Below are 14,293 nucleotides of genomic sequence, written 5' to 3'. Positions count from 1 at the left end.
CTTAAAATGAAGGGGGTTGGATCGGTATCGGCTAAAGTCGGATCAATGGTTGGAGGGAAGATCGGTGAGGACTGTCAGGGCTAAATTGATATCCACAAGGCTATACTTGAGCTCCTTGGCCTTATCCTGGCATTCTATGCAGATTTCTTCAAATTTTCGCATATCACCGTCGGTGGCGGCATATATCTGCTCAATGGCTTCCGAAGAAAAATTTTTATACTCGGCAATAAAGTCTTCAACGATGATAGGATAAATCGTCAGTACCTTTAAACGGCTGAGAATATCCGGATGTTCACTGGCCAGATACGTTCTGACCTTGGGCAAGCCTGCAAAAACCATCGGGATGTATGCATCAATAATTCTTTTAAAATACGGCCAGACCCGGCGATCCAGATCATTGGCCTCATCGATTACAATAAAAAAACCGGTCAGGCTGCAGATTTTTTTCAGATTCCGGGACGTGTGCCAATGGGTTGCCACACCTTCATAATTTAGCTCCTGAAGGATTGATGCCAGGATTTCATGTTTGTTGTCCAGTGATTCGAGCCAAACCGGTTTTAATTTTTTCGGCTGGATCAATTGTAAAAAGCGGGTCTTGCCGGCGCCGTAGGCGCCCTCAATCAACACGCTTTTGCCCCGGTACATGCGGGTATAGACGCTGCTCAGATACGATACCCGACGCTTGTCATTGATGAAGTGTTCTTTGCGCTTTTTTTTCATGGCCCACTCGCCTTGCCCGGTGCAAGCTGATTTCGCCGATACCGATAATAATCGATGGCAAATGCGTTGAAGCGCACAAAACCGGCTCTGTCTGGCTCGTCTAGCTTGGCCACAAGCCGATCATAGCGTTTCGTGTTGTTTTCAAAGACGGCCTTTGCGATATCAAACGTCAGTCCGTTTCGGTAGCAGGCAATCAGGCTTTTCATATCAACGCTCATTTGCCTGGCTTCAAGATATGCAGCAATCTGTTCAACCTCATTTTGTTTCAGCCTTTTTTCTGACTTTTCCACCACGGATTTGGGTTTTTCCGACCGCTGCTGGCACAATGCCTCGCCCAAAAAAACGCCGTCTTTTTGGGGCTCAAAAATATAGAGTTTGTTGTTGCAGCAAGACACCTGAACGGGCGTGCTTTTGTGCGAACTGAATTTCTCAGCCCCCACAACCACGGTATATTTCTGTTTGTCGTAGGTGATGGTTTTTTGCGTGGAGACAACGGCTTTTCGCTTATCAAATCCATAGCGGATAAAGCCCTGCACGTGATCCGGATCAAATGCCAGGGTATCCTGATCCGACAAATATGCCGCAAGCTTTTCCCTGGGTACCCATTTTACCGATTTACCGGCCTCGGTAAATCGGTGAAGGCTTTCATTGTGCTGCCGGCGATACAATTCAAGCATCCGGCTGTGTCTTAACTGATCGAGGCTGATGTCCAGAAAGGTAACGACAATGGGCTCTTTTTTATTGCCTTTAAAGGCCCATCCCGGTTCGGTTTTTAAGATTTTGTCGGCAAACTTTTTAATGATACGGATCTCAAAATGATGCAGACTGCGATGGCTCGACTCCAGATGCACCTTGTGCTTCGGTGACCTTGGGCCGGTAAAGTCCGGCTCCATATAAAATCCATCGGGCAGCGAGTATTTGATGTTCAGTTCGTGGATAGGCCGCTTCAGGTTCAAAAACCCTTTGGCGCGATCCGGACGCAGCCGGATGCGTTTTTTGGGAAACGGCCCGTACAGTAAAAACCGGGTAAACAGATCCAGCGCATTGAGGCTGGTTTCCGAAAAATACAGTTCCAATACGAACATATACCGCGATCCGGTATCATAAAATTCGATCACCTGCGGTTTACGCCACTTTCCGTTTTCATCTTTGATTTTGATGTACTGAAAGCTGCAGCCGTCAACCTGCACCAAATCAAAAATGTCCTCGGGGTTGAAAAACCCCTTGGCCGGCAGTTCATCAAAATCGGGCTTTTTCAAATACAGATGCAGGTTTTCCTGGCGAACCAGACGGTAAAGGGCGTGTATGGAGATCTTTTTCTCAAATTCTTCTTCCAGAAATTGATGAAAGATCGTGATCTTTCGCGCCTTTCGGGTAACGTAGATAAAATTGTCGTCATCGGCATCACAGGCGGCTTTGACCATTTGAATAAAGCGGTTTTTTACGTCACAAGACAGCGCACGCGGCCGTCCGCTGCATTTTCGGCCCTCCATGATGCCGCGGCCGGCAAGCAGCAGTGGCTTGGGGATGATACCTGTTTTTTTATACTGGTCCACATAATACTTTTTGGCGCGGCGCTTGGCCGAACCGGTCTTGTTCATAATCTTTTTATGCAGCAAGATCATGAATTGATCATCTAAAGAAAGCGTTGAGATGTCCTGCTCTATCGCCACAATATTTTCTCTTTCATCACATTGTTCCAATACAAAGCGGTTTTTTGTGACGTTTTTCTCCAGCCGTCATTTTGCGCAATGCGGATCTGACAGAGCATCGCACGCACGGCTTTTTGGTAATCGGTGCTGATGACCTCGCGAAAGGCCGCTTTGGTTTTTTGCTCACCCAAGTGAGCCGATACGAACTTTTTGATATTCACCGCGGTGAGCGTTTGGCCGGTTTCTAAAAAATCGCGCCACACCCTTCTTTGGCTAAAGGCATCTATCCGGGTGAGGGGCCGGGCCTGTGATTCGTTTTTGGGCAACACCTCCCCAATTGGCGACAGGTTATCGATCACCGCAGCGGCCTCAATGAGCCGGTAGGCAGTAGAGCGGCCCATATCCCATCGACGCCTGAGATAACTTTCAAAGCTGTTAAAGGTCAGCTTGTGATAATGCCGGCCATCGCGGATCTCTCTGAGCGCTTTTCCAACGGCATAAAAATCCTGTCGATATTGTTTAATCACCGATTCCAGCTGCGAAAGGCGCCTTTTGGACAGAGCCATTTTCTGTACCCGATTCCTATCCATTTGTGCGGGTATCGGTCAGATGAGGTTTCAAATACTCAACCGTTTCCACGAAGCTTTGGGCGGTGACCGCCATGACCAAATCAATGGGATTAAAATTAATTTTGCACTCGAAGCATCTAGCCAGGTTGGTTTTTGGGTTGGTCGCCGTGTGAAATCCGTGGCAAACCGGACAGCGAAACCGGAGGTAGTTTGTACCGGTTCGCGTTTCTAGTGCCAAGGTGTGGATCATCTGGTCAATATCGATCTCATTGCGCAGCCTTTTTAAAAAACCATCCGTGTATGAACCCATAATCGCAGCCTCCTTTTGTGCTCGCCCGTTCAAGTTGGGGCGTTATGAAGGCACCGTATATCAAGTTCACACAGATGTTATTGCAAAGTCGGTGAAATCCGATTTGTTCAAAAACGCCACCGTCTTGAAAAACCACCAGCAGACAAAAAGGCAATGCTTCCTTTTGGGGGTTTTGTACTTTCTTTCAGGGATTTGTATCAGATCCAGATTTTCAAAAGACTGTGCAACGCTGCTTTTTGGAAGTGATTTTTTTATCCCATCGCAGGTAAGATCGGCTAATGTGCTGATCCAGCGATGGACGCTCGATGGTGCCAGGGCCTGGCCGCTGACCGGCCGTTCGGGGACACCATCATCGGTCATTACCGCATCTTCGTAGGTCTTGTGATCATCTTGCACATAGGCGCGGCTGAAGCTTTCAATGCTCTGGCGGGTGTAATGCTTGTTAGCAATGGCAAAATCCGGATAGCACGTGATGGTCTTTCCGCAATCCGGGCACCTGAAGCGCACCAATGTGCAAAGCACGGCTTCGACAAGCAACTCAACGATAATCAAAAACCGGCGTTCGCGGTATGCATGCAATTTGAAAAATCTGGACTCAACCTGACAGCGCGGGCATGGCGGAAGGCTGTGCGGTGTGATTTTATCCTTTTCTACTTTTTCCTGATATGCTCTAATATCATTGTATGTCGCTGTCGGCGGCATCGCTTATCCCTCCTGTTTATTAGTGTTTTGTGGTGATTCACTTCATAATACAGGGGGGATATTTTTTCAAAAGTGCGGGGTATGTCCATTTCATTCCCGGGCGGGATATCCGGATCGCACAGCAGCGGGGTAGCTTTGCCAGCGGGGTATAAATTTGTTACTGTATTTTGTAAAACCTTCCGTTACACTATTCGCCAGCGCTTATCCGGGTGACGAGGAAATTTTTTCCGCCTGGTAAGTATAGTTAAAGTAAGAGGGTTGAACTGAAACGGGGGAGATACGCATGATTTCTCCTTGTTGTAAGTGATATTCAATCCTGCAATTCTAACAAAATCAGCAATTAATATGCCGATTCTTGTAATCTGGCACGCTGGTGGATATGATCAAGTCTTTTTCCCGCATTTAACCACAAGGAATAAGTACTCAACTGTCAAAAGTTTGGTATGTTTTCCATGAAGTCATGCTCAGTTTTTGACAGGTGATCCGGGGGCCTTAGTGATGAATACAGTGTAACCCAAAAATCCCCTTATATTGAGTAAACACGGTAACTACTCTTTTTAGACGAATTTAGAACCAACCACTTCTATTTCTTAATGCTATGCTACGCATTTGATAGCAGGGTTCATATAAACTGGCACATTTATTGCGGTTTAATTTTTTTTATTTCAACAAACCATAGTATTGTTTATGAGGTGAAAATATGAGCGTCACTCCCATGACAACCTATTTTGCAGACAATCATTATTATAGAATCAATTCGCCAGCTATCGAAGCAGAACCCACCTCTGATGAAACGGCAAGTCGGACAAGAGAAGCCAATTCAGCATCAGAAGATCGAGTCACATTTTCAGCCGGCCTATCCTTGGCACAGACACGGGAAGCCATAGGGCTGAACCCCACAGGGAAATTGAAGTTAAAAGATCTTGAAGACGTGGTACAGGACCGTAAGGATTCTGTCTCGGTAACGCTTACCCAGACCATCCAAAGCCTGGGGATTGAACTGGATGAGGAAATTAGCCTTTCCCTCGATTCAAAGGATAACATTAGTATTTCAGGCGATTTCCCTGAAAAATCCGAGCTGGAAAAAGCCTTGAATGAAAACGAAGAATTCATAACGGCATTCAAACAATTGAGCGCCAACAAGAGCATTCTGGATCACATTTCCCAACTTCAAAGCAATGTACCAAATATCAATGTAACCTTAGTTGATTACTTTAGTTCTGATACAGATTTTAATGACCTGCTTGCTCTTGCTGATAAATATGAAGGTCTCAAAGATAGTGACAACAAGATGAGGTCGTTCCTGGACCTAAGCAGCACCCAACACCCATATTCCTATAAATATGTTCAGGATGACAATTTCGAATGAGATTCTATTCCCATACTTGAATATGCATTCCAACCACCGATATTCATCAGGCAACGTAGCTACCGGGTTTAAGCCGCATTCCAAAATAGGGATTGGGAACCTCAAAAGATTGTGGTCAGCTAAAATATAGAGGTAGTGAGTGTACGAAAATCAAAGGGGTTGCCACATAAAGCAACCCCGTTCCGCATGTTAAATGTAAACTATCCCAAAATCGCTTTTAAATCTTCGTTGGCAGTGCCAATCGGCTTTCGGCTGTTTAGTTGAGCCCTGTGGAGATATCAGTTGTGTTGCTGTATCAGTTGTCTAAAGCCTTTCTTACACTGACTGCCAACGTTTGAAGTGAAAACGGTTTTTGAATAAAATTTATTCCCTCATCAAGAACACCATGAGGAGCGATGACATCGGCCGGATAACCAGACATGAATAAAAGTCTAAGTCTTGGAAAAATGGAGGCTACCTCTCTCGCCAATTCCTGACCGTTCATCTCGGGCATGATCACATCTGTCATGAGCAAGTGAATCTTATCGGCGTGCTTCTTCGCCAACTGAAAGGCCTCTCCCGGCGTCGAGGCGGCCAATACCTGGTACCCCAAGCGTTTTAGTGACGATTTCGCCATGTTCAAAATAGCGGGATCATCCTCCACCAACAGGATGGTTTCGTTGCCTTGAGCTAATTTTTGGGTAGCCTGGCTTTTGATCTGTGGTTCTGCGGTTTCAGCCAAGTGTCTGGGCAGATATATCTTGAAAGTGGTTCCACAGCCCGGCTCACTGTAAATGTTGATGAAAGCGTTATTCTGTTTTGCAATACCGTAGATCGTAGCCAAACCGAGGCCGGTACCCTCGCTGATTCCCTTGGTGGTAAAAAAGGGGTCGAAAATTTTTTCCAACGTCTCCTTATCCATGCCATGTCCGTCATCACTGACAGACAGCATCACAAAATCACCTATTGCTTCCTCCGGGTGCTGAGCACAGTAAGCCTCGTCAAAGGTAGCGTTGTTCGTTTCGATGATGATTCGCCCCTGACCGGTGATTGCATCTCGGGCATTTACGCAAAGGTTGGCAAGGATCTGGTCAATTTGAGAGGCGTCCATCTTGACCGGCCAAACCCCCGATCCAGGCAGCCAGGTGATGTCTATATCCTCACCAATCAAGCGTTTAAGCATTTGTAGCATTCCCGCCACAGTCTCATTCAAATCAAGCACCCGGGTCGTGATGGTCTGCTTTCGGGCAAAGGCCAGCAGTTGGCGAGTGATATCGGCGGAGCGTCCGGCTGCTTTTCGGATCTCTTTAAGCGCGGCAAAAAGTGGACTGTTTTGATCCAACTGTTCTATGCAGAGCTCGGCATGGCCGATAATTACACTCAACATATTATTGAAGTCATGGGCTACGCCGCCTGCCAAACGCCCCAACGATTCCAGCTTCTGAGCCTGTTGGAGCTGGCCCTGAAGTTTGTCTCTCTCCTCTGAGGCCTGTTGACGTTCCGTGATGTCTCGACCAATACCTAACACGCCAACAAGATTGCCTTCGGCATCGAACATCGGCGTTTTGATTGTATCCAACAATGCGCGGTGACCATCGTCGGCAAAGGTGATCCACTCCTCATTGCTGGTTGGTTTACCGGCATCAATAGCCCTGCGGTCATGCTCCCTAAAGAAGTCCCCCAAGTCTTTATCTAAAAAATCGTAATCTGATTTGCCGACGATATCCTTTTCTTTTGCACCGAAAAAACGCTCGAACATTTTGTTACAGGCTAAATAAACCCCATTTTCGTCTTTCAGCCACACCAAATCAGGCAATGCATTTATCAATGAGCGCAAGCGGTCCTCACTTTCCCGTAGCGCGTTTTCTGCTCGCTTGCGTTCGTGATTTTCCTTTTCCAACTCTATATTCGCATAGCTGACGTTTGAGATATAAGAGGTGAACTTAACTAAAAAGCTCATCAAATGGCTTATCGTTTTCCTGCTATATCTCGGGATTCGGCGAAATGCATCTATGTAGGCTTCTTTGTCAAACCCGTATTTTTCAGCCTGTTGGATAAACATTTCTTCATCCGCCGAATCATCATCATAGAAAAACTGCCCGGTGTATATGTTACCCAGATGTTTATTTCCAATATATAGCGGAGTAACGACATCCCACAGACCGTTTTGGCACTTGTATCCTATATACTCTCCAGGCTTAATGTTTTTTACAAGATAAAGATCGCTTTCGGTGCAGTTCTGTGCGGTTTCTGGATGAACTCTATGAAATTTAGTGCAGATATCCTGCCACCCTGTTGCCTCGATAACGGTACCATTCATATCGAGAATGGCTGTAACCATTCCTGTCAATTTATGGAAATCGTTCATGATCGACTGAATCTCTTCAATATCTATGATAGACTCGAGGCTGCCTTTTTCCTCTATAGAATCTTCCTGTTTCTTCAACGATTCAATGTCCGCATCCTCGAGCGCACTTGCTTCAACTTCTATTTTTTTCAGCCAATTTGATTTTTCCTCTTCCAACGCTTTGACTCTTTGAAATAGTTCCTCATATGTTGGTTTTAGAGGCATCATCTTTCCTCCTCAAAGACCCATCTTGTTGAAATGTTATCCAACTCCACATATGACGAATCAGGAAGCTTGCTGCGGCAATCAGCTTGGATGAACTTGAAACGATAATTCCGTAATTCATGCACCTTTGCTATACGTAACAAATGCTGAGTGATCCCGGACCAATGGATTTTTGATAATCGTAGTTACATTGTCATGTGGTGGTCGAAACCTATACATTGCAAAATTGATATTGGTCCACCATTTTCAAATTATGGTGACGTGGCTAATACCCGTATTTTTTCAAGATTTGCTGGTATTGCCCCGATTTTTTCATATCATCGAGGCCTTTCTGCCATAAAGTTATAATTTCATCGCGCACAGTCATGGATCCAGCAATGTACATTTCAACATCAATATCCTTATATGCGATTTTTACTTTGTCTGATTTGATTCCCTCTGCTTGGAGAGTGTGATCAAGGATAAATTTGGGTGCATACCAAGCATCAATTCTATTTGCATAAACCAGTTTAAATGCATTTTGTTTTTCTTGATTAACTAACTGTAATTTTTTAAAACCCATTGTTTCTAAACGAAAAGCAGTTGGCGAACTATGAATGACACCGATCTCAAGATTTTTGAAATCCTCAATAGTGCTGAAATTCCTTTTTTCTTTGCTATTCACGCCAAAAACGAAAGTATCCGTCAATATTGGACCAATCCATTTGAATTGTTTTTCACGATAGGGACGTCTTGTGTAGGGGAACAAAAAAACATTTCTATTTTTGGAGTATTCAAGTGCCCGTTTCCAAGGCAAAATTATTATTTCGCCCGAATAACCATTCAGATTTGATAGTTTTTTTATGATATCAACAGCTATTCCGGAAAACTCACCATCTTTAATAATGGTGTAGGGGGGAAATTCATTGGTAACCAAAATGAGGTCGTTAGGGTCGTAACAAATAGCATTTTTCGAATTGAAGCAAATAATTATCAAAAGAAATAGAAGCGCTGTTATTTTGCTGCCCATCCTTTCCCCCTATTGGTAATCGGAGTCCGGTTGTCATGGTATTTAAATAGAAAATAATGATTCTATTGAAAACGAAATTTTACTTTAAAATACAGGAAATTGTTTAAAACGGCAAGCTTGGTAGCTATCAAAATTAAAATGAAAAATACAGTGATCGATCAAATCGAAAAAACCGACATCGAAACGGATATCGGCAAACGCTGGGAGGAAGGAATCCCTCATCATCCTAAAGCAAAAGAGCTGTCCCGGATCATTGGCGAACTGGATTTTCTGTATGCCGACGATTCGTTCTGCTTCAAATTCGGCGGCGATGGGGACAACGGCGAAACGCTAACGTATCTGCTCGATATCTTTTTTGAATTCAAAGACAAAACCGGATTCAAACTGGGGCGGACGTCATCATAAATTCAAAAACGGAATGGAGATTTTATGGACCTGAAAGCCGTTAAGAAACTGTTCACCGGGTTCTGTTCGACCTGCAACAAAGAGGTGGCCATCATCACCAAGGACGAACTGAAAAAGAAAAAGGAATCCCGGATCACCAACAAATCAGCCAAACAGAAAGCCCGGCGGGCTCAACAGAAAGTCGCCGATATCCTCATCAAGGCACTGATGCTCACCCCGGAGGACTTCGAATCGATCGCCATGGGCCAGTCCGGTCAGGATATCCGTCTGACCGAGGCTGCTCGGAAACGGTGGCCATTTCATGCCATGGAGGTCACCTCATCCCTCAATCAAAGCGTATGGGCCAAGTTCACCCAAGCCCAGGAACACGCCAAGAAACAGGTGAACGGCGAAGTACCCGGCAACGGCCGGGCCATCCTCGTTTTCAAGAAAAACAACACCCCACTATTTGCGATGGTGCTTTTCGAAGATCTGGTCGAGGCCATCCGGGAGCGCACACGATTTCCTATTTGAGCGGTGCCTTATTAATGGGGTCAAAATCATGATATGATTGAATAGACGCTGTAAAACACACGTTTTCAAAGGGCGCCAAAATGCCAAATACCCTGTACTTATATGGATTCTTTATTTTTTGGCCAAAAAGACAGATAATAAAAATAATCTGTATGAGGGAACGATTGAACTGTGCGGCCCGGCCGCTTTTTGGCCGGGTCAGCACCAGTGAAAGGTTATGAGCCGCTATCGGACATGTATGTCATCAAGTTCAATTTTAAATGATTCAGGGCCACTTTGAATTAAAGTCAATTCGATACTCAAATCAGAAAGCCCCTCCTCTAAGGTATAAATGGGGGCAACAATACTCCATTCTTCTGAATTGTTAGCGTCAATCTTAATCACATCGAATGCAACATCTTTCGGGTATGGAACAAGGGTTTTGCCATAATCTTTAATAGCGCTTTCTATCTCTTTTGCATTGAGACGAATGCCTTCAGTTATTTGCTCGATCTGTTGATAATTCCCTTCAAACAGCAATGAATAAAGATTTTTTATCGGCTCAACATTCATAATCTCTCAAAGCTCATAACGACCATGCTTACTGGATGGTGCGTAGCGGCAGCCGGAGCACCAGTCCGAGTAGAGCATGAGGTTAAATGCTCAACTTTCGGGATTCGCCAAACCATATATTATTCAATAATAACAGTTATATATTCTTATAAAAGCGCCAAAGATACATCTTGCATTGCCAAACAGAATGATGGCTTATGTCGAAAAAGCGGTACGTAACCAATTGATTTTACTCACCGCAAAATGAATCCAGAAAGTTGAGTTAAATGGCTTTGGCTCATTCTTTGTCAAAACTATCCACAACAATTGCACCCATAGATGCTGGCATAGTTATAACTATAATGCGTTTTAACGACATTATAGGGTCGTCCAGTACAGGGAGCTTATCCAAACACAGCAAAACCAAACCAACAACTAACGCTGTCATTAAGTACGCTACCACTATACGGAAAATGAATACGGATATTCGAGATTTAACATCTTTCTGGAACACACTTTGGTAGGTAAAAAGGGTAAGAAATAGTAATGAAAGCATGGATAACATAATTAAATTATGAGAAGGCAATGTTTCTCCTAATCGCCATGCTTCTTCAGAAAAGGAAATCGGCACTGCGAGCGCAAATGCTCCCACCAATACTTGACTCGCATCTTCCATATTGAAGCTGAATTTCATTTGTCGCCATTTAACATTTGTTACTCACCGCAATACGATGAGCAACCGAGTTGATAATATCAAGCATCCGCGCAAAATTGCAGATTCGATAAAATTTTAAACTCAATCTATCATATCATATTGATTAATCAATGCTTTTCCGGGCAGTTATTTTTAACATCCAGGTTTTTGCATAATGTAAAAAGAGCCGGGTTAGCACCCAATTTGGGTTGCTCACCGTATTTTACGATGAGCGTGGCAACACTAAAAGGAGATGAATATGATTCAGAATTTCGATTTTTATTTGACCCAACAATTTGAAAAAGGCAGGCCGTATTCATTTTTTCGTGATACGGCCAGTTACCTTCCAAACTACAGATTATTTCAGTAATCCCAAGTGCCCTCAACTCCTACGCCGGTAAAGATAACAAAATTACAAGCAAAGCGAAACTACACATAAGGTCGATCAATCACCCGTTTTTCAGTTCTCCAAAACCTCTGATACCAACAGTTTACCTATACCCCAAACCTTTGGACCCTGAAACAAAAAGCCGCCCTGAAATATTTCTACGGCGGTTCAGCATTGCTATGAATATAGGAGCCCGCCATGAAAGCATTAAAACCATCTGATATTATGTCCAATCACATGCTCGGCGCGTTCGGTGAACAATTCAAATCCTTTGGCATGCCAAAGCCTGAAATCCGTAGCGCCGAAATGATGAAGGAAACCGTCCCTTCAACATCAAAATTTCTCGATCGGAAAGGACCGGATCATAAAGATCTCACTGGCGAACGCCGGTTGAAAATCCTCCAGATTTCCAGCTCTGATCTGGAAGATCACCCTGAGATTGCAGAGCAACTCTCCAAATATCTCGACTCAGGTAAGCGCACACCATTAAACGCCATCCATCTGATTGAACTGTTAAAAAACAAGTATGATCTTCCGCCTGGTACAGAAGTCATCGAGATCGTGGACGTAACTTCGATTAGGAAGGAGCGAGATATCGTATTTGTTATGAAACTCAGAAATAAGGACTGGGATATCATCTCCGAAGGCGAATATATCCCCATTTACAATCCCAAAACCGCAGAGGAAGACGAAAAACCTCTGACCATCAAATCTCGGCGGAAATCATATATCACCATTTGAAAGGAGCGCCCATGAGCAAGCCAAGAATTCTCGGTCTCGTCGATGCTGAAAACTTGTATTATACCCCCAGGAAACGATGGGGAGCAGGAGCCAAGATCGATTTTTACAAACTGTTTAAACTCATCACGGCAGGAGGTCGCAGAAATTCCCAGGTGATCATCTATCTGGTTGCCGACCCCATCATCAATCAGATCAAATTCATCGATCGGTTGAAGCACATCGGTTACATCCCGCGAATGAAAGTCATCTATCCAGAGAAAGGAAAATTTCAGAACTCCAACTGGGATCCAGAGATTATCGAGGACGCAATGGCCAAGATCTGCGATTTCGACAAACTGGTGATGGTTTCCGGTGATGGCGGTTTTTCTCCAACTCTTCAAGCATATCTGGACCAAGGAAAGGAAACAGCCATCCTGTGTTTTGATTCCGACTTTTCAGCTCAGCTCAGGAGCGTCGCCGAGACAGTCACCTTTTTGGACGAAAACATCCTATTTCGGAAAAACAACCATCGAAATTCAGCCAATTCGCCCGTGAATCCTCGTCCTAAACCTTTAGAAAGTTGCCGTTTTCCAATGTCGTGAACCCCTTTAGTCTTTTTTTCTACTTTCAATGTAATTAATTACTTGTAAAGTAAAGAATGGTTTGCTACAAGATGGTCCATCTTCATTCACCTTTCCCTCAATATATTGTGAGAAGGAAATTAAGATGGACCAAATTCCAGAGCTCATAAAAAAGATAGCTGAAAAACAAGCCCGGATTTATTGGTTTCAGATTTACCGATTCGGGCACATGGCCCTTGATGTCCAAGATTTCTGTCAGGCTGTCTATGAAAAGCTCTGGAAGGATAGCCTTTGGTCATGCACCGACCACACGCTGATTTACATCGTCGCCAAGCGGGCGTGCATGAACCTCAGCCGGAATATGTTCCCGGGATATCGCCAGAAAAAATTGCCGCCCCTGGTCGAATATGAACAAGATGCCTGCCAGATCTTCGATAACCACTTCTATGAGATTCAATCCCTCGAACAGTTATCAGCCAGGCTTGATCCGACAAAACGAATGATCATCAACTGCATTCGGGAAGGACATACGCTCAAAGAAATCGGCGACATGATAGCCGTCACCGAATCCCGTATCAGCCAGATCCGGAAAGAGATTGTTGAGCGGCTTTATCATCTGTATTTGAAGCCATCCGTTCCACGTCGCCCGGCACCACCCCAACCGGCAAAGCAAGCCAAGATAATTCCCTTCGAAAAATCATGCAGACCGTCAAAACGCACCTGTAACGAGCCGGGGTGCAACTTACCTCATTATGCCCTTGGCAAATGCAAAAAACACTATATGCGCGATTACATGAGAAAGTATTTCGCTAAGAAAAGGAGAACTGCCAATGCTTAAAAGAATTTCCATCCAAGCCACGAGCCTGCCCGATACCTGGTTTCAATTGCTTTACGCAGCCGTGAAAGAAGGCCGCGAATTTAAAATCGACCGTGGATCATATGCTGGCCAGGTCCGTCTTGAATTGGATTGGGTCGATGCACAGATCACTCAGCCCTGGCTACGCGATGTTGAAGGCCTGCCTCTTATCCCTGAGATGCCGGAAGGTAATTTGAACATGCCAGCCCCGGTGACCAAAGACTACATCCGCGATTATGCCCGTTACATCATGACCGATCACAAAGAAAAAGGCGAGCAGTACACCTATGGTGAACGGCTGCGAAACGCCCTGGCACCCGACGTACATCTTCTTGGAAAGGGCGAGAAAGAATGGTTTCACTGGCTCGACCAGATAGATCACATCATCAGCATTTATAAAAAACACGGTCCGCGGAACAACCAGATGGTGCTTCAGGTGGCTCAGCCTTCTGACCTGCTGCTCGAAGATCCTCCCTGCCTGCGCCACATCGATACCCGAATCCAAGACGACTGCCTTCATTTCTTCCCCTATTTCCGAAGCTGGGACCTATGGGGCGGTTTTCCTGCCAATGTTGCCGGCATTTCCATGCTCCAGGAATACATGGCCAATGAGATCGGCGTCGATCAAGGCGACATGATCTGTTCGAGCAAAGGCTTGCACATTTACGGATATGCCAAGGACCTGGCCATGTTGAGAACCCATCAACTGGGATAGGAGGAAAC

Annotated in this window: 16 protein-coding genes; 7 read left to right on the top strand and 9 right to left on the bottom strand. The window is 44.8% G+C overall.

Annotated features, from left to right (window positions below; all coding sequences use genetic code 11):
* Positions 1–42: 42 nt before the first annotated feature.
* From Dvar_RS20615 to Dvar_RS20595, 5 genes are all read right to left on the bottom strand, one after another.
* Entirely contained in the window at positions 43–720 is a 678-nt protein-coding gene (locus Dvar_RS20615; RefSeq protein ID WP_419656561.1) for an ATP-binding protein, read from the bottom strand.
* The gene (locus tag Dvar_RS20610; protein WP_419656560.1) at positions 717–2,393 is read right to left on the bottom strand and encodes an integrase; all 1,677 of its coding nucleotides are present in this window, start codon (positions 2,391–2,393) and stop codon (positions 717–719) included. The genes Dvar_RS20615 and Dvar_RS20610 overlap by 4 nt, the downstream gene beginning before the upstream one ends.
* A complete protein-coding gene (locus Dvar_RS20605) occupies positions 2,384–2,938 on the bottom strand; it encodes a DNA methylase (protein WP_419656559.1) in 555 nt (184 codons plus the stop codon). The genes Dvar_RS20610 and Dvar_RS20605 overlap by 10 nt, the downstream gene beginning before the upstream one ends.
* Before the next feature lie 16 nt (positions 2,939–2,954).
* Positions 2,955–3,251, bottom strand: coding sequence for a CHC2 zinc finger domain-containing protein (locus tag Dvar_RS20600; protein WP_419656558.1), 297 nt, complete (start codon positions 3,249–3,251; stop codon positions 2,955–2,957).
* A gap of 66 nt (positions 3,252–3,317) precedes the next feature.
* Positions 3,318–3,953 carry a hypothetical protein gene (locus Dvar_RS20595; RefSeq protein ID WP_419656557.1) on the bottom strand — a complete coding sequence of 212 codons (636 nt, stop codon included), beginning with the start codon at positions 3,951–3,953 and terminating at the stop codon, positions 3,318–3,320.
* 700 nt (positions 3,954–4,653) lie between these two features.
* Between Dvar_RS20595 and Dvar_RS20590 the strand changes: the two genes are divergently transcribed.
* The gene (locus tag Dvar_RS20590; protein ID WP_419663843.1) at positions 4,654–5,322 is read left to right on the top strand and encodes a hypothetical protein; all 669 of its coding nucleotides are present in this window, start codon (positions 4,654–4,656) and stop codon (positions 5,320–5,322) included.
* A gap of 295 nt (positions 5,323–5,617) precedes the next feature.
* Here Dvar_RS20590 and Dvar_RS20585 read toward each other — a convergent pair whose 3' ends face one another.
* Both Dvar_RS20585 and Dvar_RS20580 read right to left on the bottom strand, forming a co-directional pair.
* Positions 5,618–7,876, bottom strand: a complete 2,259-nt coding sequence (locus tag Dvar_RS20585) for a PocR ligand-binding domain-containing protein (RefSeq protein ID WP_419663842.1) — start codon at positions 7,874–7,876, stop codon at positions 5,618–5,620.
* 262 nt (positions 7,877–8,138) lie between these two features.
* On the bottom strand, positions 8,139–8,882 hold the full coding sequence (locus tag Dvar_RS20580; protein ID WP_419663841.1) for a substrate-binding periplasmic protein: 744 nt from the start codon (positions 8,880–8,882) through the stop codon (positions 8,139–8,141).
* A gap of 138 nt (positions 8,883–9,020) precedes the next feature.
* Here Dvar_RS20580 and Dvar_RS20575 point away from each other — a divergent pair, with 138 nt between their 5' ends.
* Together Dvar_RS20575 and Dvar_RS20570 are read left to right on the top strand one after the other, a co-directional pair.
* Complete coding sequence (locus Dvar_RS20575) at positions 9,021–9,287, top strand: hypothetical protein (RefSeq protein ID WP_419663840.1); 267 nt, start codon at positions 9,021–9,023, stop codon at positions 9,285–9,287.
* 24 nt (positions 9,288–9,311) lie between these two features.
* Entirely contained in the window at positions 9,312–9,800 is a 489-nt protein-coding gene (locus Dvar_RS20570) for a hypothetical protein (RefSeq protein ID WP_419663839.1), read from the top strand.
* Positions 9,801–10,025: 225 nt separating this feature from the next.
* On the opposite strand, the gene Dvar_RS20565 is transcribed toward Dvar_RS20570, so the two are convergent.
* The gene (locus Dvar_RS20565) at positions 10,026–10,352 is read right to left on the bottom strand and encodes a DUF7668 domain-containing protein (protein WP_419663838.1); all 327 of its coding nucleotides are present in this window, start codon (positions 10,350–10,352) and stop codon (positions 10,026–10,028) included.
* Positions 10,353–10,629: 277 nt separating this feature from the next.
* Positions 10,630–11,025, bottom strand: a complete 396-nt coding sequence (locus Dvar_RS20560) for a DUF2391 family protein (RefSeq protein ID WP_419663837.1) — start codon at positions 11,023–11,025, stop codon at positions 10,630–10,632.
* Between the two features lie 586 nt (positions 11,026–11,611).
* Between Dvar_RS20560 and Dvar_RS20555 the strand changes: the two genes are divergently transcribed.
* The 4 genes from Dvar_RS20555 (at position 11,612) to Dvar_RS20540 (ending at position 14,285) form a co-directional block, all read left to right on the top strand.
* The gene (locus tag Dvar_RS20555; RefSeq protein WP_419663836.1) at positions 11,612–12,154 is read left to right on the top strand and encodes a hypothetical protein; all 543 of its coding nucleotides are present in this window, start codon (positions 11,612–11,614) and stop codon (positions 12,152–12,154) included.
* Positions 12,155–12,165: 11 nt separating this feature from the next.
* The gene (locus tag Dvar_RS20550) at positions 12,166–12,735 is read left to right on the top strand and encodes an NYN domain-containing protein (RefSeq protein WP_419663835.1); all 570 of its coding nucleotides are present in this window, start codon (positions 12,166–12,168) and stop codon (positions 12,733–12,735) included.
* 124 nt (positions 12,736–12,859) lie between these two features.
* Complete coding sequence (locus Dvar_RS20545; RefSeq protein ID WP_419663834.1) at positions 12,860–13,552, top strand: sigma factor-like helix-turn-helix DNA-binding protein; 693 nt, start codon at positions 12,860–12,862, stop codon at positions 13,550–13,552.
* Entirely contained in the window at positions 13,545–14,285 is a 741-nt protein-coding gene (locus Dvar_RS20540; protein WP_419663833.1) for a thymidylate synthase, read from the top strand. The genes Dvar_RS20545 and Dvar_RS20540 overlap by 8 nt, the downstream gene beginning before the upstream one ends.
* Positions 14,286–14,293: the final 8 nt, after the last annotated feature.

The sequence above is a fragment of the Desulfosarcina variabilis str. Montpellier genome, from assembly GCF_048565275.1.
Taxonomy (GTDB): Bacteria; Desulfobacterota; Desulfobacteria; order Desulfobacterales; family Desulfosarcinaceae; genus Desulfosarcina; species Desulfosarcina variabilis.
This window is presented reverse-complemented; position numbering and strand designations above follow the sequence as displayed.